General features: G+C 70.9%; 18 protein-coding genes and 2 pseudogenes. 11 read left to right on the forward strand and 9 right to left on the reverse strand.

Going from position 1 to position 22,151, the window contains the following annotated elements; genetic code table 11:
* The first annotated feature begins 206 nt into the window (after positions 1 to 206).
* Both AB0C04_RS04125 and AB0C04_RS04130 read left to right on the forward strand, forming a co-directional pair.
* Complete coding sequence (locus AB0C04_RS04125; protein WP_357049108.1) at positions 207 to 1,541, forward strand: trypsin-like peptidase domain-containing protein; 1,335 nt, start codon at positions 207 to 209, stop codon at positions 1,539 to 1,541.
* A 76-nt stretch (positions 1,542 to 1,617) separates the two neighbouring features.
* The gene (locus tag AB0C04_RS04130; protein WP_357047936.1) at positions 1,618 to 2,040 is read left to right on the forward strand and encodes a preprotein translocase subunit TatB; all 423 of its coding nucleotides are present in this window, start codon (positions 1,618 to 1,620) and stop codon (positions 2,038 to 2,040) included.
* 114 nt (positions 2,041 to 2,154) lie between these two features.
* Here AB0C04_RS04130 and AB0C04_RS04135 read toward each other — a convergent pair whose 3' ends face one another.
* The 3 genes from AB0C04_RS04135 to AB0C04_RS04145 form a co-directional block, all read right to left on the reverse strand.
* Positions 2,155 to 3,303, reverse strand: coding sequence for an Mrp/NBP35 family ATP-binding protein (locus AB0C04_RS04135; RefSeq protein WP_357047939.1), 1,149 nt, complete (start codon positions 3,301 to 3,303; stop codon positions 2,155 to 2,157).
* Between the two features lie 189 nt (positions 3,304 to 3,492).
* Complete coding sequence (locus AB0C04_RS04140) at positions 3,493 to 4,122, reverse strand: DUF1003 domain-containing protein (protein ID WP_357047942.1); 630 nt, start codon at positions 4,120 to 4,122, stop codon at positions 3,493 to 3,495.
* Positions 4,115 to 5,401: a CBS domain-containing protein gene (locus tag AB0C04_RS04145; RefSeq protein ID WP_357047946.1), complete on the reverse strand. Its 1,287-nt coding sequence runs from the start codon at positions 5,399 to 5,401 to the stop codon at positions 4,115 to 4,117. The genes AB0C04_RS04140 and AB0C04_RS04145 overlap by 8 nt, the downstream gene beginning before the upstream one ends.
* A 33-nt stretch (positions 5,402 to 5,434) precedes the next feature.
* On the opposite strand from AB0C04_RS04145, the gene AB0C04_RS04150 reads away from it, so the two are divergent.
* Positions 5,435 to 6,304 carry a PhzF family phenazine biosynthesis protein gene (locus tag AB0C04_RS04150; RefSeq protein WP_357047950.1) on the forward strand — a complete coding sequence of 290 codons (870 nt, stop codon included), beginning with the start codon at positions 5,435 to 5,437 and terminating at the stop codon, positions 6,302 to 6,304.
* 58 nt (positions 6,305 to 6,362) lie between these two features.
* A complete protein-coding gene (locus AB0C04_RS04155; protein ID WP_357047952.1) occupies positions 6,363 to 6,875 on the forward strand; it encodes a hypothetical protein in 513 nt (170 codons plus the stop codon).
* Between the two features lie 42 nt (positions 6,876 to 6,917).
* Here the strand turns inward: AB0C04_RS04155 and AB0C04_RS04160 are convergent, their stop codons facing one another.
* Complete coding sequence (locus tag AB0C04_RS04160; RefSeq protein ID WP_357047955.1) at positions 6,918 to 7,685, reverse strand: HAD family hydrolase; 768 nt, start codon at positions 7,683 to 7,685, stop codon at positions 6,918 to 6,920.
* 140 nt (positions 7,686 to 7,825) lie between these two features.
* Between AB0C04_RS04160 and AB0C04_RS04165 the strand changes: the two genes are divergently transcribed.
* From AB0C04_RS04165 to AB0C04_RS04185, 5 genes and pseudogenes are all read left to right on the forward strand, one after another.
* Positions 7,826 to 8,746 (forward strand): DMT family transporter, encoded by a 921-nt coding sequence (locus tag AB0C04_RS04165; protein WP_357049111.1) that lies wholly within the window; start codon positions 7,826 to 7,828, stop codon positions 8,744 to 8,746.
* Between the two features lie 164 nt (positions 8,747 to 8,910).
* Positions 8,911 to 11,103 carry an APC family permease gene (locus tag AB0C04_RS04170; RefSeq protein WP_357047958.1) on the forward strand — a complete coding sequence of 731 codons (2,193 nt, stop codon included), beginning with the start codon at positions 8,911 to 8,913 and terminating at the stop codon, positions 11,101 to 11,103.
* 68 nt (positions 11,104 to 11,171) lie between these two features.
* Positions 11,172 to 11,612, forward strand: a complete 441-nt coding sequence (locus AB0C04_RS04175) for a SigE family RNA polymerase sigma factor (RefSeq protein WP_357047961.1) — start codon at positions 11,172 to 11,174, stop codon at positions 11,610 to 11,612.
* Positions 11,613 to 11,742: 130 nt separating this feature from the next.
* Positions 11,743 to 13,227 (forward strand): recombinase family protein, encoded by a 1,485-nt coding sequence (locus AB0C04_RS04180; RefSeq protein ID WP_357049114.1) that lies wholly within the window; start codon positions 11,743 to 11,745, stop codon positions 13,225 to 13,227.
* Between the two features lie 254 nt (positions 13,228 to 13,481).
* Positions 13,482 to 13,813: pseudogene (locus AB0C04_RS04185) on the forward strand (transposase); the annotation flags it as partial.
* 41 nt (positions 13,814 to 13,854) lie between these two features.
* Here the strand turns inward: AB0C04_RS04185 and AB0C04_RS04190 are convergent.
* From AB0C04_RS04190 to AB0C04_RS04210, 5 genes and pseudogenes are all read right to left on the reverse strand, one after another.
* Positions 13,855 to 15,258 (reverse strand): ATP-binding protein, encoded by a 1,404-nt coding sequence (locus tag AB0C04_RS04190; RefSeq protein WP_357047964.1) that lies wholly within the window; start codon positions 15,256 to 15,258, stop codon positions 13,855 to 13,857.
* 372 nt (positions 15,259 to 15,630) lie between these two features.
* Complete coding sequence (locus tag AB0C04_RS04195) at positions 15,631 to 15,861, reverse strand: hypothetical protein (protein WP_357047968.1); 231 nt, start codon at positions 15,859 to 15,861, stop codon at positions 15,631 to 15,633.
* A gap of 185 nt (positions 15,862 to 16,046) precedes the next feature.
* On the reverse strand, positions 16,047 to 16,331 hold the full coding sequence (locus AB0C04_RS04200; protein WP_357047971.1) for a hypothetical protein: 285 nt from the start codon (positions 16,329 to 16,331) through the stop codon (positions 16,047 to 16,049).
* 224 nt (positions 16,332 to 16,555) lie between these two features.
* Positions 16,556 to 16,864 (reverse strand): annotated as a pseudogene (locus AB0C04_RS04205) (hypothetical protein); the annotation flags it as partial.
* Between the two features lie 701 nt (positions 16,865 to 17,565).
* Positions 17,566 to 18,183 (reverse strand): hypothetical protein, encoded by a 618-nt coding sequence (locus tag AB0C04_RS04210; protein ID WP_357047974.1) that lies wholly within the window; start codon positions 18,181 to 18,183, stop codon positions 17,566 to 17,568.
* A gap of 995 nt (positions 18,184 to 19,178) precedes the next feature.
* Here AB0C04_RS04210 and AB0C04_RS04215 point away from each other — a divergent pair.
* On the forward strand, positions 19,179 to 20,015 hold the full coding sequence (locus AB0C04_RS04215; protein ID WP_357047977.1) for a DUF2637 domain-containing protein: 837 nt from the start codon (positions 19,179 to 19,181) through the stop codon (positions 20,013 to 20,015).
* Between the two features lie 437 nt (positions 20,016 to 20,452).
* Positions 20,453 to 21,388: a replication-relaxation family protein gene (locus AB0C04_RS04220; protein ID WP_357047980.1), complete on the forward strand. Its 936-nt coding sequence runs from the start codon at positions 20,453 to 20,455 to the stop codon at positions 21,386 to 21,388.
* Positions 21,389 to 22,151: the final 763 nt, after the last annotated feature.

Raw genomic sequence — 22,151 nt, forward strand, 5'->3', positions numbered from 1 at the left:
AATGGTGCAGGGGGCGGGTTGGGCGCTATGAGCCTAGAGGCGGCGGGTCCACGGCGCAGACGCGCGTCCGGCCCCTGGCGATCACGGGGCGGCAACCGCTGACCCCATCCCGGACATCCGTGCAATCCTGGAAGCGGTGTCCCGCCAGTCGGGGCCGGACGGGTGTTCTCGTCGGGCCACGGAGCGCGCGGGATCCGGGGGACGGACTGGGAGGCACCGACGTGACCGACGGCTGGGACTGGCGCCGGCCCGGTGATGCTCCGGCTCCGGCGGCGGGACCGCCGGGGACGGGTGCCCCACCGGGGTCGGCCGCGCCGCGCAGCGCCGGGGAGGGCACCGCATCGCCCTGGTGGTCCGACGCCCTGGTCGACCCGTGGCGGGACCCGGCCGCGCCGGCCGCGGTGGTCGTACCGGCGGTGACCGACAGCGCGACGGCGCCCGAGGCGGTCAGCGATCCGGATGCGCCGGGCCGGCCGGCACTTCGCCAACTGCTGCTCATCCCGTTGGTGACCGCGCTGCTCGCCGGCACCCTCGGTGGCGCGCTCGGCTACGCGTTCGCGGTCCGCGGTGGCGCCGCGGGCACGGTGCTCGGCGCCGATCCGGCCCAGGCGCCCGCGCTGGCCCAGCGCAAACCGGAGTCACTGGCCGGGGTCGCCGAACGGGTCCTGCCCAGCGTGGTGACCGTCCGGGTGAGCAGCCTCGCCGGGACGAGCGAGGGTTCCGGCTTCGTGGTGAGCGCCGACGGGCATGTGATCACCAACGATCACGTGGTGGCCGGCGGCACCGGCAAGGCCTCGGTGGTCTTCAACGACGGCAGTACCGCGCCGGCCCAGCTCGTCGGCCAGGATCCGGAGTCGGACATCGCGGTGATCAAGGTGGATCGCAGCGGGTTGCGGCCGGTCGAGTTCGGTGACTCCGACGCGCTCGCCGTCGGCGACCCGGTGCTGGCGATCGGCTCGCCGCTGTCGCTGGCCAACACGGTCACCGCCGGCATCGTGAGCGCCCTGGACCGGACGATGCAGGCCGGTGAGCCGGGTGGCCCGGTGCGCTACTACGCAGCCATCCAGACCGACGCGGCGGTCAACCACGGCAACTCCGGCGGCCCACTGGTGGACGGGGCCGGTCGGGTGGTGGGGGTGAACTCCACGATCAAGTCCCTGGTCTCCGACGGGCAGGAGGCGGGCAACATCGGCCTCGCCTTCGCCATCCCGATCAACCAGGCCAAGCGGGTGACCCAGGACATCATCGGCACCGGCAAGGCCCGGCGGACGGTGATCGGCGCCCAGGTCGGCGGCCCGGGGGCGGGCATCGCCGGCGGCGGCGTACGGCTCGCGGCGGTCGAGCCGTCCGGGCCCGCCGACGGGGCCGGGCTCCGGGCCGGTGACGTGGTCCTGCGGCTGAACGGCCGGCCGATGACCGAGCCGACCGACCTGATCGCCCTGGTTCGTAAGTTCGCGCCCGGTTCGGTGGTCACCGTCGAGTACCGCCGGGGCTCCGATCGGCAGAACGCCTCGGTCACGCTCGCAGCGGATGCCAAGTGAGGACCCTGTCACCCCCTCCCCGGTTCCTCTCCGACGTGCGTAGTCTTGCTGCTGACCCCGAGAGGAGGCCGGCGGGATGCTCGACAACCTGAACTGGTGGGAGATCGGTGCGCTGCTGCTCCTGGCGCTGCTGATCTTCGGTGACCGGCTGCCCGCGGTCATCACCGACGGGCTGCGGATGGTGCGCAACCTGCGCAACATGGCCCGCAACGCGACCACCGACCTGAGTCGGGAGCTCGGCACCGACATCCAGCTCGAGGATCTGCATCCGAAGGCGTTCATCCGTAAGCACCTGCTCAGCGAAGAGGACGAGCAGGCGATCCGGAAGCCGTTGCAGGGCGTCTACGACAACCTCCGGGCGGACGTCACCGGCGTGCACGACGACCTGAAGGACGTGGCCAACGCCGCCGACGTGCGGTCCACCGGCGCCCGGTCGTCCACGGCCACCGGCGGCGCCCCGGCACCCGCCCCCCGAGCCAGCTACGACGACGCCACCTGAGCCGTTCGCGGCCCCGTCCGGCTCTTCTCGATCGACTCCGTATCGCCGAAACGGGGGTGTCCCGCTACCGGGACACCCCCGTTTTCGGGGAAACGACAGCCGGGCCGGGTCGGATCAGCGGCCGGCGGGCTTGAGGCCGAGCGGCTTGCCCAGCAGCGACTCGCGCCGGACGGCGAGCCGGTCGGCCACCGAGCCGAGCGCCACCGCGGCCGGCGACTCCGGCTCGGCCAGCACGATCGGGTTGCCCGCGTCGCCGGCCTCACGCACCCGGGTGTCCAGCGGGATCTGCCCGAGCAGCGGCACCTGGGCGCCGATGGTCCGGCTCAGCGACTCGGCGACGGACTGGCCGCCGCCGGCGCCGAAGATCTCCATCCGGGAGCCGTCCGGCAGCTCCAGCCAGGACATGTTCTCGATCACGCCGACGATCCGCTGGTGGGTCTGCAACGCGATCGCGCCGGCCCGCTCCGCCACCTCGGCGGCGGCGGCCTGCGGGGTGGTCACCACGAGGATCTCCGAGTTGGGCAGCAGCTGGGCCAGCGAGATGGCCACGTCGCCGGTGCCCGGGGGGAGGTCGAGCAGGAGCACGTCCAGGTCGCCCCAGTAGACGTCCGCGAGGAACTGCTGCAGCGCCCGGTGCAGCATCGGGCCGCGCCACACCACGGCGGCGTTGCCGGCGGTGAACATGCCGATCGAGATGACCTTCACGCCGTGCGACTGCGGGGGCATGATCATGTCTTCGACCCGGGTCGGGCGGCCGTCCGCGCCGAGCATCCGGGGCACCGAGTGACCGTAGATGTCGGCGTCGACCACGCCGACGGAGAGCCCGCGGGCGGCCAGCGCCGCGGCCAGGTTCACCGTCACGCTGGACTTGCCGACGCCGCCCTTGCCGCTGGCCACCGCGTACACCCGGGTACGGGAGCCGGGCTGGGCGAACGGAATGACCGGCTCCGCGGACGCGCCGCCGCCGCGCAGTGTCGCCTGCAACGACTGGCGCTGCTCCGGGCTCATCACCCCGAATTCGATCTGCACGCCGGTCACGCCGGGCACCGCGGCGACCGCGGCGGTGATGTCGGAGCGCAGCTTGTCCTTCAGCGGGCAGCCGGCGACGGTGAGCAGCAGCTCGACCCGTACCACGCCGTCCGGGCCGACCACGGCGGACTGGACCATGCCCAGCTCGGTGATGGGCCGGCGGATCTCCGGGTCGTTGACGGTGGCCAGGGCGGCCTGGATCGCGTCCTCGACGGTGCTGACGGGTGCTGACATGCCCGCAATGCTACGTCGAGGGGGATCCGCCCCGCGCTCAGCAGGGGTCGGTGTGAGCGAGTCGATGGCGATGCCAGCCCTCATCCGGGGGCTGGACGGCCAACCGACGAAGTGGGACGATCGAGACGAACGCCGCTCGCCTGGCCCCTTGAGGCGCGCGGCGTTCAAACGTTGCGGCGCCCGTCGCGCTCAGCCCTCCGGGGTCCGCGGCGTCGCCGGGTCCGGCCGGCGGTCCCGGGCGAAGTCACCGTCGAGGTCGTCGCGCGGCTCGTCCAGCCCCTCGCCGCCGGCCGACCGGGCCTGCTTCTCCTGCTGGCGTCGATCGAGCCGTTGCCGGCGCTGCGCCGCCTCGTCCAGCTCCTCGGCCAGCCGGGCCAGTTCGGAGCGGAGGAAGTCCCGGGTGGCGACCTCACCCATCGCGTTCCGCAGCGCGGCGATCTCCCGGGCCAGATACTCGGTGTCCGCCTTCTGCGCGGTCGCCCGCCGTCGGTCCTCCTCCAGCGCCACCCGGTCCCGGTCCGCCTGCCGGTTCTGCGCCAGCAGGATCAGCGGGGCCGCGTAGCTGGCCTGCAACGACAGCACCAGAGTGAGGAACGTGAAGGTGTACGGGTCGAAGCGCAGGTTCGCCGGTGCCAGCGTGTTCCAGCCGAACCAGATGGCGATCACCGCCGTCATGTAGACGATGAAGTTCGCCGTGCCCATGCTGCGAGCGATCCCCTCCGACCACCGGCCGAACGCCTCCGGGTCGAACCGGGGCAGCTTGACGCCCCTGGGCTCGCGCGGCTGATCCAGCCGCCCCGCCCGCCGCTGCTCAGTCATCCGCGCCGTCCACCGTCGCCTCGGCGGGGCTCTGGGTTCCGATCGCGTCCCGGTCGCGCCAGTCCCGGGGCAGCGAGTGGTCCAGCACGTCGTCCACCGTCACCGCGCCGACCAGCCGGTTGCTGCGGTCGATCACCGGCATGGCGACCAGGTCGTAGGTGGCCATCCGGCGGGTGATCTCCGGCAGCGGGGTGGTCGGCCGCAGCGGGTCGATGTCGTTGACGACCACACCGCCGAGCATGTCGGCCGGTGGCTCGCGGAGCAGCCGTTGGAAGTGCACCATGCCCAGGTAGCGCCCGGTCGGCGTGGTCAGGGGCGCCCGGGTGACGAACACCTGCGCGGCCACGGCGGGGGAGAGCTGCGGCTCCCGGATCCGCGCCAGCGCCTCGGCGACGGTGGCGTCCGGCGGCAGGATCACCGGCTCGGAGGTCATCACGCTGCCGGCGGTGCCCGGGGTGTACTTCAGCAGTTGGCGTACCGGGTCGGCCTCGTCCGGGGTCATCAGGTCCAGCAGCACGTCCTGCTCCGGCGGCGGTAGCTCGTTGAGCAGGTCCGCGGCGTCGTCCGGGTCCATCTCCTCCAGCACGTCGGCGGCCCGTTCCCGGTCCAGCGCGGCGAGGATCTCCACCTGGTCGTGCTCGGGCAGTTCGCTGAGCACGTCCGCCAGCCGCTCGTCGTCCAGCGCCGCGGCGACCTCGTTGCGCCGGGCGTCCGGCAGGTCCTGCAACGCGTTGGCCAGGTCGGCCGGGCGCATGTCCTCCAGCACGGCGAGCAGGTTGGCCGTGCCCCGGTCGTCGGCGATGCCACTGAGCCCGCGTACCCGGTCCCAGTCGACCTGGTGCAGGTGTCCCCGCCGGGTGAGCCGGCCGGTCTGCTCGCGCACCGCGACCCGGCTGAGCGACCACTCGCCGCCCCGGCTGCACTCCATCGCCACGTCCACCACCGCGCCGGCCTGGCCGCCCGGGTCGAGCTGCACCCGCCGGTCGAGCAGCTCCTGGAGCACCAGCAGCTCGTTCGGGCGCTTCTCGAAGCGGCGCAGGTTGAGGGTGCCGCTGCCGAGGACCACCGCGTCGGCGTCGATCGAGGTGATCCGGTTGATGGAGAGGAAGATCCGCCGACGCAGCGGCATCTCGGCGACCAGCCCCACCACCTCGGGCGGTCGCTGGGTCGGCCGGAGCCGGGCCACGGCGTCACGGACCCGGCCCACCTGGTCACCGTTGGGGTCGAAGACAGCGACGCCGGCGAGCCGGGCGATGTAGACCCGGGTCGGGGTACTCACGGGCACCAGCCTAAGCGCCTAGTGTTTGTCAGCATGTCGACCTTGGCGTACGAGATCGTGGACGTCTTCACCGACCGCCCCTTCGCCGGCAACCCGCTGGCCGTGGTGTTCGGCGCGGAAGCCCTGGCAACCGAGCAGATGCAGGCGCTCGCGCTGGAGTTCAACCTCTCCGAGACGGTGTTCGTGCTGCCTCCCACCCAGGTCGGCGCCACCTACCGGGCCCGGATCTTCACCCCGGCGGCGGAGTTGCCCTTCGCCGGTCACCCGAGCGTGGGCGCCGCGGTGGTCGCGAGCCGCCGCGGCATGTTCGGGGTGGGGCAGGTCACCCAGGAGTGCGGCGCGGGCGTGCTCCCGCTGGAGGTCACCGCGACCGGGGCGACGCTGACCGGCGGCGGTCCGACGCTCGGGCCCGAACTGGACCCGGAGCCGCTGCTGGAGATCGTCAGCCTCGGCTCGGCCGACCACGCCGGTCCGTCGCCCCGGGTCGCCGGCTGCGGGCTGGAGTTCCCGTACCTCCCGGTCCGTCCGGACGCGGTGGCCCGGGCCCGGGTGGACGTGGCTGCGGCACAGCGGTACGGGGTGGAGCACGTCAGCGTCTTCTCCTGGGACGCCGCAAGCCAAACCGCGCACGCCCGGGTCTTCGTGCCCGGGCTCGGTGTTCCGGAGGACCCGGCCACCGGTTCGGCGGCGCTGGGCCTCGGTGTCTGGCTGGTGGCCAGCGGCCTGCTTCCCGGCGACGGCCGCTCCTCGTACGCCGTCCGCCAGGGCATCGAGATCAACCGCCCCTCCTCGCTCGCCTGCACGGTCACCGCGGCGAACGGCGCGGCGGTGGGCGCCACGGTGGGCGGCCAGGTCGTTCCGGTGGCCCGCGGCGAGATCATGGTGCCGCCGTTCGTGGGCTGAGTGATCGACCCGGCCCGCCAGGCTGACGCGACCGGCCCCGGTGGGGGAGGATGCCGCTGTGACGGACGAGGACGGGCGGAGCAGCACGCCCCTGGTCGACGAGGTGATCAAGAAGGCCGCGGTGGCCTGGGTGAGCGTCTCCGGCGGCCCGGCGGTGGCGCTCTGGTGCGCCACTCTGGAGGGCGCGCTCGTCGTGGTCAGCGGCCCGGGCGAGCAGGCCGCGCCGGGGCTGGCCGACGCCACGCAGGCGCAGGTCACGATGCGCGGTGACCACGGTGGCCGGATCGTGACCTGGCCGGCCCGGGTCAGCCGGGTGCGACCGGGCGGCGAGGAGTGGGAGACCCTCGCGCCGCTGGTCGCGGCGAAGCGGTTGAACGCCTCCGGGCCGACCGTCGAGCTGATACGGCGCTGGGCGGACGACGGCTGCGCGCTGAACCGGCTCACCCCGGCCGGCGAGCCGCTCTCCGGCGAGGCCCTGCCCAGCGGTTCGCTGGCCGAGCCGCCCCGGGAGACCCCGGCGGTCCGAGCGGCCCGTCGACCGTTCCGGCTGCACCGGGTCCGCCGCCGCTGATCCCCGGCCGTCCGGCCGCACCCCGCCCGCCGGTCCGCCGGCTCAGCCGCCCACCGGGGTCGTGGCCGGGCGGTGCCGGTCCGGCCGGGCCGCCACCTCGGGTGCGACTTCGCCGGCCGGGACGATCCTCCGCCCGACCAGGTCCACCACCTCGTACAGCGCACCGAGCACCGGGCCGCGCCAGTCCAGGTCGGCGTTGAACACCATGTGCTCGACGAGGTCCGGCTCGGCCAGCCGGGCCGCGGTCATGCCGGCCCGCTCCGCCCCGGTCAGCTCCTGGCTGCCGCCGTCGCCGACGTAGAGGCAGTCCTGCGGGGCCAACCCCAGCCGCCGGCACGCCGCCAGGTAGAGCGCCGGGTCCGGCTTGCACCGCCCGACCTGCACCGAGAAGACCCGTACGTCGAGCAGCGGGGCGATCGCCAACCGCGGAAGGAAGGCCGGCAGCTCGTGGGTGCAGTCGCTGATCACACCGGTACGCAGGCCGAGGTGGCGCAGCTCGGCCAGTGTCGACACCGCGTCTGGGCGCAGCCGGGTGTCCGCGCGTACCGCCCGGTGCCGGGAGGCCACCGCCGCGCGCACCGCGGCGTCCGAGGGGCGTACGCCGGCCTGCGCGCAGACCCAGCGCAGCGTCGCCTCGGCGTTGCCGAGCTGCCCGGTGGCCCGCTGGTAGAAGGTCCGGTCGAGCACCTCGGCGAGCGCGTCGCTGGGGCAGCCCAGCAGCTCCGCGGTGCCGTGATGAGCCGCGCCACGCTGGACCGACGTGGTCAGCGTGCCGAAGAAGTCGAAGAGCACCGCCTGGAACCTCGGCATGGGGGGAGCGCCTCCGGACGTAGGGGTGTCGCCGGCGCGGACCGCATGATCGTAACGGAGTGCTGACGTTCCGTGGTGACCGGGGCATGTGAGGATTGCTCCCCGTGTCCCCATCCCCGTACCGCCCGCCGCTCGACCCGATGACCACCGGGGCCGTCGCTCTCGCCGTGGTCGCCGTCTCGTCGTCCGCGCCGCTGGTCGCGTTCGCGGCCGCGCCGGCGCTGGCCATCGCGTTCTGGCGCAACCTGCTCTCGGTCGCCGTGCTCGGTCCGTTCTCGGCGACCCGGCGCCGCGCCGAATTCCGGGCGCTGACCGTGGGCGCGGGCCGGCGGGAGGGCTGGTACTGCGTGCTCTCCGGCGTCGCGCTGGCCGCCCACTTCGCCACCTGGATGCCGAGCGCCCAACTCACCTCGGTCGCCGCCGCCACCGCCCTCGGCGCCACCCAGCCGGTCTGGCAGGGGCTGATCGCCCGGGGCCAGGGTCGCCGACTGCCGGTGGTGGTCTGGGCGGGGATCGGGGTCGCGGTCGCCGGTGCCGCGCTCGCCACCGGCGCCGACGTCGCGGTCTCCGGGCGGGCGTTCGCCGGCGATCTGCTCGCGGTGGCCGGCGGGATGTTCGCCGCGATCTACACCGCCTTCGGGGAACGGGCCCGGGCCAGCATCAGCACCACGACCTACACCACCATCTGCTACGGCGTCTGCGCGCTGATCCTGCTGGTCGTCTGCCTGGTCGGCGGGGTGCGCCTGGTCGGCTTCGACGGCCACACCTGGCTGGCCATCGTCGCCCTGGTGGCGGGCGCCCAACTGCTCGGGCACTCGATGTTCAACTACGCGCTGCACCGGATCTCCGCCACCACGGTGAGCGTGCTGATCCTGCTGGAGGCGCCGGGCGCCGCCCTGATCGGCTGGGTCTGGCTGGGTCAGCTGCCCCGCCCGCTCGCCCTGCCCGGGCTGGCGCTGCTGCTCGCCGGGGTCACCGTGGTGATCGTGGGCGGCGCGCGTGCCGGGCGCCGTACCGAGCCGGTCCCCGTCCCCGCCGACGGCGCCCCGCTGCCCGACTGACCCGCCCAGGCCGCCCGGGCCGCCGCCGCTCCGCTCCGCTGCCCCGACTGACCCGTCCAGGCCGCCCCGGACGGGCACCTTCTCGGCGAAGAGTCGCCATTCCGCCGCCGGCGGGGCCGCTTTCGGTGACAGTGCGGAGGGAGCCGGGCGACGAAAGAGCGGTGATGGGGCGGCGGGACAGCGGGGGTGACGAGGAGCGGACGCCGGGGATGGCGGTCACCCCGTCGGCCGAGTTCCCGCCGCTGAGCGAGGACGAGCTGGGCGCGCTGCGCCGGATCGGCGAGCAGTGGCGGGACGTCCGGGCCGCCGCCGACCTGCCGATCGACCCCGCGCTCCGCCGGCACCCCACCGAGCCCGCCGCCGGCCGGTTCGGCCGACTCGCCCCGATCGAGATGTTCCAGGTCGGCGATCCCGGCGAGCTGGTCGCGACCGAGCCGGCCAACGTACCCGGCACCCGTGCTGGGCGGGAGCTGACCCGGCTCCGGCGGGCGCTCTTCGGGCCGCCGCTGAGCAGCGCGGCGGTGCTCTACGAGCGGATGCGCAAGCTGGTCGCCCTGCCGGTGCTCTCGTCCGACCTGCTCAGCTCGGTGGCGTACGGGCCGGAGGCGATGCTGGCCGTGCTGGTGCTGGCCGGCGCCGGCGCGTTGGGGCTGTCCCTGCCGCTGGCCGCCGTGCTGGCCCTGCTCATGGTCGCCGTCGGCCTCTCCTACCGGCAGACCGTGGTCGCCTATCCGCATGGCGCCGGCTCCTACGTGGTGGCCACCGACAACCTCGGTGCCCGGCCGGGGCTCGCCGCCGCGGCCGGCCTGATGGTGGACTACGTGCTCACCGTCGCGGTCTCGGTGGCGGCGGGGGTGCACGCGGTGACGTCGGCGCTGCCCGGGATGAGTCGGTTCACCGTGCCGCTCGGGGTGCTGATCATCACCGTGCTGCTCGCCGGGAATCTGCGCGGCGTACGGGCCGCCGGCAACCTCTTCGTCTGGCCCACGTACGCCTTCGTCGTCGCGTTGCTGTTGCTGCTCGTGGTCGGCTACGTCCGCGCGGCCGAACGGGGATTCGCCCCCGTCGCACCCCCGCCGGTGCCGGCGGCCGAAGGGCTGGGCGTGCTGCTGGTGCTGCGGGCCTTCGCCTCCGGCGCGGTGTCGATGACCGGTATCGAGGCGGTGTCGAACGCGGTGCCCGCGTTCAAGCCGCCGGAGTGGCGCAACGCCCGCACCACCCTCAGCTGGATGATCGCCATCCTGGTGCTCTTCTTCGTCGGGCTGACCGTGCTGATCCACCTCAGCGGGCTGGTACCCACCACGCAGGCGACGCTGCTGTCCCAGCTGGCCCGGGTCACCTTCCCGACCGGTCCCTGGTTCGGCCTGGTGCAGGCCGCCACCGCCCTGATCCTGCTGCTGGCCGCCAATACCGCGTTCGCCGGCTTTCCGCGGCTGCTGTTCTTCATGGCCCGGGCCGGCCACGCGCCGCGACGGTTCCTGCACATGGGCGACCGGCTGGCCTTCAGCGACGGTCTGATCGCGCTCGCGGTCGCGGCGGGGCTGGTCTTCGTCGCGTTCCGCGGCCACACCGAGGCGCTGATCCCGCTCTACGCGGTCGGGGTGTTCCTCGCCTTCACCCTCTCCCAGACGGGCATGGTGGTGCACTGGCGTCGACGGCGCGACGGGGGTTGGCGCCGCCGGGCGGCGGTGAACGCCGTCGGGGCGACCCTCTCCGGACTGGTGCTGGTGACCGCCGCGCTGACCAAGTTCACCGAGGGCGCCTGGGTGGTGGTGATCGCCGTGCCGCTGCTCGTGCTGCTGTCGCTGGCCATCCACCGGCACTACCGGACGCTGGACCGGTCGCTGGCGCTGGCGCCGTCTCCGAACGGCAAGCGGGCGCTGACCCCCGCGCCGCTGCCCGGTGCGATCGAACCGGGCGCGCCGGCCGAGGCGCAGGAACTTCCGCAACAGGTACGGCACCTGGTGGTGGTGCCGGTCGCCCGGCTGAACCGGGCCTCGCTGCGGGCCCTGGCGTACGCGGCCTCGCTCGGCCAGCCGACCCTGGCCGTGCACATCGCCCCGGAGGACGCCGAGTCCGACCGGTTTCGTGAGCAGTGGCGGGCCTGGGGAGACCACGTGCGGCTGGAGACGATCGTGTCGCCGTACCGGGCGGTGATCGGGCCGCTCGCGCACTACCTGGAGGCGCTGCACGTCTCCCGGCCCGACGTGCTGCTCACCGTGATCGTGCCCGAGGTGGTGCTGCGCAGCCGATGGCACCGCCCGTTGCACAACCGGGTCGAGCAGCGGCTGCGCCGGGCCCTGCGTCCGCTGCCCGGCGTGGTGGTGACCAACCTGCCGGTGCACCTGAGCGAATAACCCGCACCGGTACGGTTCCCTCCACAGCGCCCCCGCCCGGCGTCTGTCCGGGTGAGGAGGGCGATCCGTTGACGACTGAGGACCGGGTCCGGGCCGGCTTCGCCGAGTTCGTTCGCGCCGAGACGGCGAGGCTGACAAGGTTCGCGTACCTGCTGACCGGCGACCGGCACCACGCCGAGGACCTGGTCCAGGTGGCGCTGGCCCGGGTCGCCGTCCGCTGGGAGCGGCTCGACGACCCGGCCGCCTACCTGCGCCGCGTGCTCGTCACCCAGGCGGCCAGCTGGTGGCGGTGGCGCCGCGCCCGCCCGCCGGAGCGGCTGGACGGTCTCCTGCCCGACCGCGCCGGCCCCGGCGACGACGCCGACCTGCGGTTGGCGCTGCGGGCGGCGCTCGCCCGGCTCACCGTGCGCCAGCGGGCCGTGCTGGTGCTGCGCTACTACGAGGACCGCACCGAGACCGAGACGGCCGCGCTGCTCGGCTGCCGGGTGGGCACCGTCAAGGATCGTTAGAAGCTATGGTCGATGTTGCCGACACGAACGTCGATCTAGGGGGACGGTTCTGATGGTACGGCGTAGGGCCCGGTCGGGGAACCGGGGCCGGTTCGACAGCAAGGACGCGCTGCTGGCCGGTGGCGTGGAGGTGCGGGCGTTGCGGTATCAGCGCGCGAGTCAGGACAAGAAGGAGCAGGGCAAGAGCGTCCACGACCAGGGCGTGCTCAACCTGGCGGAGATCACGAAGCGGTCCTGGACCGATGCGGGGTCGTTCACGGACAACCACCGCTCGGCGAGCCGCCGCGCTACCAAGGAGCGCGAGCAGTTCGAGTTGCTGATCGAGCAGATCCGCGCGAGCAAGGGCGACGTGCTGGTGGTCTGGGAGATCTCCCGCAAGGAACGCGACCTCGCGGTGTTCGTAAAGATCCGCGACATGTGCCACGAGGTCGGCCTCAACTTCTGGCTGGTCGGCGGCGTTTTGTATGACCTGCGGGACAAGAACGACCGGATGATGCTCGGCTTCCAGGCGGTGCAGGCCGAGTGGATGGCCGACTCCATCCGCGACAACGTGCTGCGCGGCATCGTCGGCGCCGCTGAAGCCGGGCGTCCGCACGGGAAGGTCACCTATGGGTACCGGCGGATCTACGACCAGCGCACCAGAGCACTCCTGCGTCAGGAGCCCGATACCGAGACCCGCAGCGCCGTGGCGGCGGACGGGACAGTGACGGAGTATTCGCACGCGCAGGTGGTGCGGGACAACTTCCGCAAGATCGCCGAAGGCATGCCCCTCACGGTCCGCGAGGCCGAACTGAACCGCCTTGGCATTCCCGCGTCGCAGGGTGGGGTTTGGCGGCGCGGCATCCTGCGTAAGCAGGTGATGAATCCGGCCTACATCGGCAAGCGGGTGCTGCGCGGCGAGATCGTCGGCGACGGGATTTGGCCCGCTTTGATCGAGGAGGAGACGTACTGGTCGGTGGTGCGGATGCTGGGCGACCCGTCGCGGACCACGACCCGTCCTGCCCGCGCGGTGCATCTGCTGTCGTACCTGGTGCGCTGCGGCGTCTGCGGCGGGCCGCTGTCGTCGCAGAAGGTGAACCGGCACGGCTGGACGGGGCCGGTGTACTCCTGCCTGCACAAGCGGTGCGCCGCCGTGAAGGCCGAGTTCCTCAACGAGTACGTGCAGCGCACGGTGGGGGCGTGGCTGTCGCGCCCCGACGTCTACGACATCCTCACCGCTGCCAGCGCCACCGACGAGGAGGTCGCCCACGCCCGCGCCGAAGCCCAACGGCTGCGCGGGGAGTTGGAGGACTGGCGCAAGCTCGGGGAGGAGGGCGAAGTCACCGCGATCGCCTACGCCCGCGCCGAGAAGGGCCTCCTCGCGCAGATTGCCGAGTACGAGCAACGCGCCGCCGACGCCGGGATCCCCGCCGTGCTCCGCGGGCGCATCGGTGACCAGGCGGTGCAGGCGTGGCAGGACCTGGGCGACGACGTCCCGGTCAAGCGGGAGATCATCCGCCTCGTCGCCGACATCAAGCTCCTGCGCGCCGGGTTCAAGGGTGAACGCCGCACCTTCGGCCGCCACCGCCTCGACTGGCGGTGGAAGTTCGGCCCGCAAGATCAGCAGATGGCCTGAGCCGGCCGAGCCGGCCCGGAGAAGGAGGAACATGACCTCCGTCGGATGGCGAGTATGAGACTCTGCGTCGTGGGCGACTCGATGAGCAAGTGGCGCCGTAAGTCGCGAGGAGTTTGTGGCGCTGGGCTCGCAGTCTCACCTGTCGGCAATGCCCGGTCCCCGCCGTGTTCGATCCTTATAGGAAGCGGGTTGTCCCCATCGCCCAGGCAGCGGCACCCCGCACCACGGCCTTGTTCGGCGTCGGCCCCGAGGTCGCCGCCCAGCTGCTCACCACCGCCGGCGACAATCCCGACCGGCTGCACTCCGAAGCCGCCCTCGCCCACCTCTGCGGCGCAGCACCCATCCCCGCCAGCTCCGGACGGACCCGCCGCCACCGCCTCCACCGAGGAGGCGACCGCGGCGCCAACCACGCCCTGCACACCATCGCCCTCTGCCGCCTGCGCTACGACCCACCTATCCGCGCCTACCAGCAACGACGCATCATCGAAGCCTCAGCAAGCAAGAGATCCTGCGCTGCCTCAAGCGCTACATCGTCCGCGACGTCTACACCGCCCTACGCGCCGACTTCGCCGCCCTCACCCCTTGACCTCCATAGGAGCATCGGGATGGCACCGAGGCGCTGGGGGACTACTGCTCGTAGTGGTCAGCGAGGTCGCGAATCGGTGTTGGATGCTTCGCGAGGGGGATTTCGAGGCTTCCCTTTGTCACACCCCGAACGCTCTTGGATGTGGCCTGCCAACTAGCAGCTATGGGCCCGTCGAACGGCACTTGGGCGAGCAGCACAACGGGCACGAGAGGCATGTCCCTCTCAAGTGGACGAAGGTCGAACGAAGAGAAAGTTAAGGTAGTTGATCCGCCATTCGCGATGTCGACCGTGCTCTCGTCACGCAGATGAAGGTTGATCTGCGAGTGCGAGCCGACAAGCATTTGCGATAGCCTGCTCGCTTGGCGACCGGATACCGGCTGGACGTATGGACCAAAGGGGCGAGGCAGGGCCGGAAGACGACCCTCATTCATCGCGCGCGTCGATGGCTGCACAGCTTCGACCGCACCCGGCATGTAAAGCACCACCTTTACCGCCGAGTAATTCTCCTTGGTCTCGTTAGAAACCGTCAGCTTGACGGGCGTTAGCTTCTCGGCGGCGGCTCGACGGCCAACGTAGGAAAGTCCGTCCTTGCACCGCTGTAAGTATCGTTCAACTTCTTCCCTATACTGCTCAGGCGTCCGATCTTCCTCTCGCCGGCGAAGAGCGCCCCGGATTCCACGAGATATCTCCTCCTGCGCCTCGTGCGCCAGCCTAGATATGGCACTTTCCGCAGGTAAGCCGAGATGCAGGGCCGCTCGCTCCTGTAGGCCCGGGTGCGGAAGGCTGGCGAGTAGCTGTCGCCTGGTGGCTGCTACCCAGTCCTCCACGGCATCATCGGAGAAATCGACCGTGGCAACTTCTCGCGGCTCGGCCAACGCCAGAGTTATTCCATGCAGTTCGGAAGCGCTTTTAGCCCTTTCGAAGAGGCGGCGCAGTTCGATAGATGATGCCCGAGGCGTCTTAGCTCCACGGCGCACGAAGATATCCCCATCGCGCCAGCCACCCGGCCCATCTTTACGAAGGTGGTGGATGGGATCGCCGTCCCTAGGAGCCGCGACTTCAATGATTAGGACACTTCGGCCATCGACAGAGACCCAGTAGGGCCTAAAGCGTGGCCCGTCATCCCCGAGATACGGTCGAAGCCGATCCTCCAGAACGGCCGGGTCAACCTCGTCCATTCCTATCACTTCTCCCGGCTTGACACCGACCAAGAAATAGGAACGCCCCTCGCAGTAACCAGATGCTGCGCCTGGCGAGCGGTTCGCCATACCTATGATGCCCCGGGCGATGGAGATCTTGCCCTCAGCTGAGGCCAAATCGAGAACGGACTTCCACTCGATCCAATCGGTTTCGTCGCTCTCCCGAGCATTTTTGACAGCCAAGGCGAGAGAGGAAAATTCCTGAGAGGTTAAGGGTGCGCGAGATGAATCGAAGTCAAGCGGCACTTTTCCTCCTGAACCAGGACAGTTTCGACCGGCCGGTTGCCACCGATACCGATGAGCCCGATCAATCTAGTCATGGTAGCCCTGTGGGGAGGTGTCGGAGTGCCCTGCAATGGGAGGCGGCGTGGCAGCCTGCTCGGCCAAGATCTAGTTCCCGTCATGTTCCCGTGGATCCTCATGAAGCCCCGGACCGGGCTGGACTCGACTGGACCCAACGCGGACGGACCGGAGTGCGTTTCCGCAGCTCACAGGCCGTTCATGCAGCTGGTGGCGGGTAGAGGATCGAACCTCTGTAGCTTTCGCGACGAATTTACAGGCCACGCACCGAGACACGTAAGCCGAGCAGACCAAGGCCGGACAAGTTGATCAAAGTCCTCACTTGCGCGGATATGCAGCCTGCAGCACCTCACGAACCAGCTCGCTCGGACGGCGATTTGTCAGCTCCGCCACCTTCTGGATCATCTGGAATGTCTGGTCATCTACTCGCACGCTTAGCCTGTGCGATGCCCCTCCCTCGGTAGAAAGGGATGGTCGGCCCACCCTTCGCGGGACAAGCTTGTTGACGTCGTAACCGGCCTCTGCTTCGGCCGCCAGTTCGGCCTCCACCTGTGGAGTGAGCCGAACTCCACTCTTGGTTTGGCGCCCGCCCGTCCTCGGGACCTTGCTCTCGCCTTTAGGCGTTGGGAAGTCCTTCTCAGTCTTGGTTGCTCGCTTGCCCTTGGCAACACGGCCCTGCACCTTGGCCTTGCCAGGGGCAGACGAGGCCGCACCATCCTTTGTCGCTCGCGCTGTCATACCCGCCATGGCTTCGCCTCCTTGTATAGCCGGTTGTAGTTAGGGCGCATCTCCATCGAGTGGATCACTCGTAGCGTGCCATCCAACATCTCGATGGCGATGACCTCAAGGGGCACGCCGTCCTTGTCGTCGCCTAGGAACAACAGTCGTTCGGGGCGGTCCGGAGGTTCCGGGTCCAAGACGTACGGCTGGCCGCAGTGCTCGATCACGTACTGTGACCGAGGCCGAGATATGCCGTGCTTGGTCGCGGACTGTGCCCACGAGTACTTGTACCTAGCCACGATCCCTATTTCGTCTGACGAAACTCGTCCTAGCTAGCCTGACACGTCTAGGCGATGCCTGCAAGGACTTCGCGCAGTACGGGCAGCCCTAGCGGCCGACTGGTTCACACCGCTCGGCGCGCTGACAGGCTGTTCTGTGAAGATCAACTAGTACAACGCCAGGAAAGACGAGCGCCCCAAGAAGGTTGAAACGTCGGGAGACGCTGACCAGGGGCCGGCTAGGGTCAGAGCGCCGACGAGCCCGCTTCAAACCGATGCGAGGGCCGCTCGCGGCTTAGTACTCCAACGTCACTTGGCCTGTCTGCGCTGGTAGTAGGACCGTCGGGCTCGGGCTTGGGATGTTCGTCGCCAGATCGACCAGTGCAGGGTGTGCGGAGTCGGCGGATCTCGGCGACGGTCAACGCGATGATCTCGGGACCGGGGTCAGGCTGTTGGGCGGCGAGGATGGTCAGAACGGCCAGGGCGAGCATGGCCAGGGTGATGAACCGGTGCCAGCCGGTCCAGCCGCGGACCTGGTAGTGGTCCAAGCCGACGGCGGGAACCTTCCGTCGACGGGTCGCGCCGCCCCGCCCGATTGCGGCGGGACGACGGACCCGATCCACGCTCACCTCTGCCTGAAGGTCAAGTCGTCTGGCGGGCTTCCCATGAGCAGCCCTGCAGCCCAGGGGACCTGCTGGTCTTGTGGGCCGACTTTCCCAGTCGAGGCGGTGGCGGCCGAAGGTGCGGTCGTTCGCCCTTGAACCCGGCGCTCAGGAGTCTGACCATGCCCCGCGAACGACTCAGTGCTCTCGCCGCCCTGCCCGAGGATGTGATCGATCCGCTCTTGTGGCGGCTCGCCTTCGATGTCGCCGCCGCGCACCAACCGAACGAGCGTGGCAACGGCCGGAATCTGCAGTGCCTCGGGCAGCGGGGCATGTGCGCCGCCGCGCACGCTGCCCGCCGCGCGATGGCCCTCGCACGGCAGTCCCGAACGACCGCGTCATGCACCCGACCAGCCCGAGGGCGCGCGACGGTGGTCAAACCTTCCCAGCGCGGTTTCGCCGGTTGGTTCACGACGCGGTCCCCACTCGAGGTGACACGCCCCGCCAGCCGTTCGGCGACCCTCCCGCACTGGTCACCCGCGAAAAGCGCCGTCGCGTAGCGGGACCAGCGTCAGTGGCATGCCTGCACGATCGCTCATGCGCATCTGAGCGGTGTCGCGGCGGGCGTCCGGACAGACCCGGAAGGCGTGCGGTCACAGTCGAGCGGGCAGACCAGGTGCGAGCGGCTGGGTACGTGGTTCGGCCCCCCAGACGTTCCAGGCGTCGATCTCGCTGTACTCCAGGTCAATGTCGTAGTGCTCGCCCCGGCGCATCGGATATCTGCCGTCGGGAGCCATGTCCGGGTCGTGCAGGCGTGCGGTGATGACGCCGTCGCACGGCAGCCGGAAGTCGCAGACGAGCTCACCATCGTGATCGGAGGCGTCGTTCGCGACGGTGGCCGCCATCCGCATCGGCGCGGCCACCACCCCTTGGCGGCAGTCTGGGCACGTGGTGAGGTGCGCCTGCCGGGCCTGCTGGCACGCGATGCTGAAGGGCACGTCGCGGAAGTACTCGCGGCCCGCCGGCGTGCGTCTGCCGATCTTGGCGCAGACGGCGATCAGCTGCCGCTCCGCCCACTGGGCGCCCTGCCATTCCTCCGAGACCCAGCGACGCTTGATGGTGAGACCGTAGCGACCGCAATCTCGCTCGTGACGCTCATGGCGCGTGCGGGGGTCGCCGGTGCGGCCCACCTTGATGACCTCGTTGTCGAACTGCAAGACGTAGAGGTGTTCCCCGCCCGGGCGCATTGATGTCGACTGGCCTCTTGCCACGGCCGGGGAGTGTAGCGGCTACCCCTGACAGCGGCCGGCAAGGATCGGCTGCCATCGCCATCCGACGATCTTCGCCACGGCGTTCGCACTCCGTGGCGCCACCACAGCCGCAGGACAACAGAAGGCCACGAACCAGCGGCTGAGGCAGAACGTGACCACGCGGATCGCGTCCCAGCATCCGCCTACAGAGATCGACATCCCAACATGCGAGACATCACAGAAAGATCCTCGGCCACGATCGCGTGGACGAACAGGGACCATCACGGACGCGGGTGACATCTATAGCACTCAGCCGGACTGGTGGCAAGACCCGGTGGCTGATCTGTTGGAAATCAGTGGTTGACTCCATCGGGTTTCCGGGGCGTAATGGAGAGACGTTCCCGCAGCGCCGGCTGGCGCGGTCGGCCACAGACGCAGCGGGCAGGCACCCCCACTCGGGGGTGCCTGCCGTTGCTGGTGCCGACCCTGTCGGGTACGTCGAGTGATGGGAGGACCCCATGAAGGATCGTCTGTCGGCGAGTTGAGCCGCCGCACCGCCTGAGCGCCTGCGCGCTGTCGGTGGTGGGTCCTGATCATCTGTGGCTCGGCTTGGCCGTTCGCCCTGTGTCCACGCTGTTGACCGCAGCCTGCTGTGCGGGCCGCGGCGACGCCTGCTTCCCCTGCTGCCTGCCCCTTGCGTGGGGTCTGGCGTGTTCCTTGACTCGACCATAGTGACTTGCCGTCCCCCGCGCCCACGTGAGGGGTCCGCCCGGCCGGAGGTCACCCGGCAGGGTCCCGCCTGCCCGTACCCGGCGGGGCAGGCGCGACCCGCGGGCGATCCCGCCCTCGTGCCGCACCTGGAACCCACAACCCCAATCTTGGAGAGATCGTGACTTCACTCGACAACATCGTCTCTACGGGCCCGGCCGTCACGGCCGCCCTCCCGGTCGTCCACATCTGGGCGACGACGCCTCACGAGGTGTCATCCGGGCCAGCCGGCCACAGGTGGTGGGCCCTTGGCGACACATGACCAGCGACGCCGCGACCCGCCCGCTGCGGCGGGGCCGGGGCGGCAGCGGCTGGAGGACCGCGCCCAGGTGGCGATCATGCTGCTGATCGGCGGGGCGGCCGGCGCGGCGTCGTTCACCCACGTGCATGACGTCGCCGCCGCGCACGGCCAGCCGGGCTGGCTGGCCTGGGCCGATGCGATCGTCCTGGAGCTGACCTCGATCGCCGCCGGTCTGGAGCTGCGCCGCAACCGGCGACTGGGCAAAAGGATCGTCTTCCCGGCCACCATGCTGACCGCGGCGGTGCTGCTGTCCCTGGCCGCGCAGGTCGTCGAGGCCGAGGCGTCGGTGATCGGCTGGATCGCCGCCGCCCTACCCGCCCTGGGTTTCCTGGCGATGGTGAAGATCGCCCTCGGACGCGCCGACCCCACCCCACCCACCTCAACCGTCCAACCCGCGCCGACGAAGCCCGAACCACCGCGGACCGTCGACACGTCGGTCCCGGACAACCAGCCGCCGGTCCGCGTCACCGCCGTCGCGGTCCCGGACTCCGCGACAGGCGTCCCCGCCGTCGCGGACCAACCATCGGCGGTCCCGGACTACCCGGACCATCAGCCATCGACCGACGACAGCGGTCCGGAAGTCACCGCACTGGTCCCGGCCGCCCGGACCGCCGCCCACACCCTCACCGCCGAAGGGACACCCCTGTCCCGCAAAGCCCTCGCCCGACAACTCCGCGCGGATGGACACCAACTGTCCAACGCCACCGCCTCAGCCCTCGTGCGCGTCCTCCGCGCCGAGACAACCCCGCCGACTGCGGATCTGTCACCTCGGGAGGCCGCGTGACAGAACCCTACCCACGGCTCCTGTCAGCCCGAGCCGATGCTGTCAGACCAGCGTGCGCGCCTGTCAGCAGGCCCGCGAGCCGACAGATGCCGACCGGAACTGTCCACCCGCTCCCGCCCCCTGCGGCGGCGGGCGCACCAATCTCACACCTACTCGCACCTCTGACCTTGGAGCACCAACGATGATCACCTCGTACCGCGAACCTCACCAGCGCAACCGACCCGACTCACACCCACTCTCACCGCACCGTCACGCCGAACCCGGTGTGCCCGGCAGTGTCGCAGTCAGCGCCGATCCCCGGTCTACCGTCCGTCTTGATCCTGACCCCCAACCTGACCCCCCACAGCCGCTCACGGCCCAGGTCAACCCCGCTCTTAGCGCTCCGACGCCGCTCCAGACAGACCCTCCACTCTGGGGCCTCCCCCCTGGGGCTGCCCATGCGTAAACCCATACACAGCGCGGATCCGTTGCTGCGCCTGCAAGCCAGCATCACCGCCCGCGACGACCAGCTCCTCGACTGGCTCTACGACCACGGCGTCCTCACCACCGACCAGATCGCCGCCGCCCTGTTCCCATCCCTGGACTTCACCCAACGCCGTCTACGCCGACTCACCCTCCTGCGGGTCGTGGACCGGTTCCGGCCCAACCGGGCCTACGGAGGCTCCTACCCCTACCACTACGTCCTGGACCAACTCGGCTACGACCACGTCCACGCCCAACGCGGACTCGGACGACCCCGCCGGGACCAGGCCCGCCGCCGCAAACAATCGCTGACCAGCCGGCCGGACCTGCCGCACCTGCTCGGCGGCAACCAGGTCTTCATCGACCTCGCCGCCCACGCCCGCACCCACCCCGACACCGAGCTGGCCCGCTGGCAGCCCGCATCCGCCTACCACGACCCCGGCACCCTCTACCGCGAAGGCGGCGACCCGCAGATCATCATCGCCGGAGCGACCGGGTTCCCCCGCCCCGACGGCGCCGGGGTGTGGACCGAACGCGGACGCTCCGTGCCGTTCTTCCTCGAGTACGACACCAGCGGCGAACACCTGCGGGTCCTCATCGAAAAGATCGCCAAGTACGAACGGCTGCACCTCATGAGCGCCTGGGCGTGGCCGGTGCTGTTCCACCTGCCCTCCGCACGGCGGGAGGCGAACCTGCACCACCGCCTCGCCGGCATCGACCTGACAACGGTCATCGCCACCACCACCGCCGAACTGCGCACCGCGCTCGACGCCAGCCCCGCCGACCAGGTCTGGCAACTCGCCGCACACGGCGGCCGTCACCGACTCATCGACCTGCCCTACACCGACACCGACCACGACGACGAGTTCCCCACCCACACCGCGCCCGACCAGGACGGCCGGTCCGCCTGATGAGGTCGGGGCGGCGCGGGCGGCGCGTGCTGGCGGCCTGGCCGCCCCACACGCCGCCCGGGCCCGCCACATCCGCCCCAACCTCTGGCGCGGCGGTCGTCGCCCACCGTGCGCGGCACTCACGGGCAAAGCCGGACCGGACCGAGCGTTGTGTGGCGCGGGCAGCAGGGCTCACGAGCTGTCAACCGCTGTCAGCGGCGCCGCTCGGCGACAGACAGACCTCGACCGCTACTTACGCCAGCGACTCGGCTCCGTGAGTTGCTGTGAGTGGCGCACGTCTTCACTTGCATGGCCACCGGAGTTACAGTCCGCGGCCCTCACCGACGCCGAACCGCCGTCGACTCCGGCCGGCGAAACCTGGCGATCGAACTTCAGCAAGTTCCCCAACCGAGAAGGAGATGCCCATGGCCCCACACGTCGACCTCACGCCACGAGCCGTCCTGGGAGGGACATGGCCACACGCCGTGACCAGCAATCACGCGCGAACACACCACACCCGTCGTCGCCGACCACGCCCACGCGGACAACCGGCGGCGAGGCCCCGACCGCACACCCCGAGGGGGCGGATGCTCCGCCCCTGCCGGGGACGCTGTCGATGGCCCGTTACCTGACCGACCCCGCCACCGAGACCGAGATCCAAGCCTTGGCCGCTGAAGCCGGCCTCCCGACCGTTGACCAAGCCGCCACCCTCGCCCGCCTGCTCCGCCTACACCAACCCGCACCGCCACGCGCCGCCTGACCTGCGCCCGCCCCGCCTCGGGGC

This window comes from Micromonospora sp. NPDC048909 (assembly GCF_040649635.1).
Taxonomy (GTDB): Bacteria; Actinomycetota; Actinomycetes; order Mycobacteriales; family Micromonosporaceae; genus Micromonospora.

Excerpts from the sequence above, each read along its gene's own strand:
- AB0C04_RS04140 (WP_357047942.1), bottom strand. The coding sequence starts at position 4,122 with ATGACTGAGCAGCGGCGGGCGGGGCGGCTGGATCAGCCGCGCGAGCCC.
- AB0C04_RS04130 (WP_357047936.1), top strand. The coding sequence starts at position 1,618 with ATGCTCGACAACCTGAACTGGTGGGAGATCGGTGCGCTGCTGCTCCTG.
- AB0C04_RS04160 (WP_357047955.1), bottom strand. The coding sequence starts at position 7,685 with ATGCCGAGGTTCCAGGCGGTGCTCTTCGACTTCTTCGGCACGCTGACC.
- AB0C04_RS04220 (WP_357047980.1), top strand. The coding sequence starts at position 20,453 with ATGCGTAAACCCATACACAGCGCGGATCCGTTGCTGCGCCTGCAAGCC.
- AB0C04_RS04165 (WP_357049111.1), top strand. The coding sequence starts at position 7,826 with ATGACCACCGGGGCCGTCGCTCTCGCCGTGGTCGCCGTCTCGTCGTCC.
- AB0C04_RS04135 (WP_357047939.1), bottom strand. The coding sequence starts at position 3,303 with ATGTCAGCACCCGTCAGCACCGTCGAGGACGCGATCCAGGCCGCCCTG.
- AB0C04_RS04150 (WP_357047950.1), top strand. The coding sequence starts at position 5,435 with ATGTCGACCTTGGCGTACGAGATCGTGGACGTCTTCACCGACCGCCCC.
- AB0C04_RS04170 (WP_357047958.1), top strand. The coding sequence starts at position 8,911 with ATGGGGCGGCGGGACAGCGGGGGTGACGAGGAGCGGACGCCGGGGATG.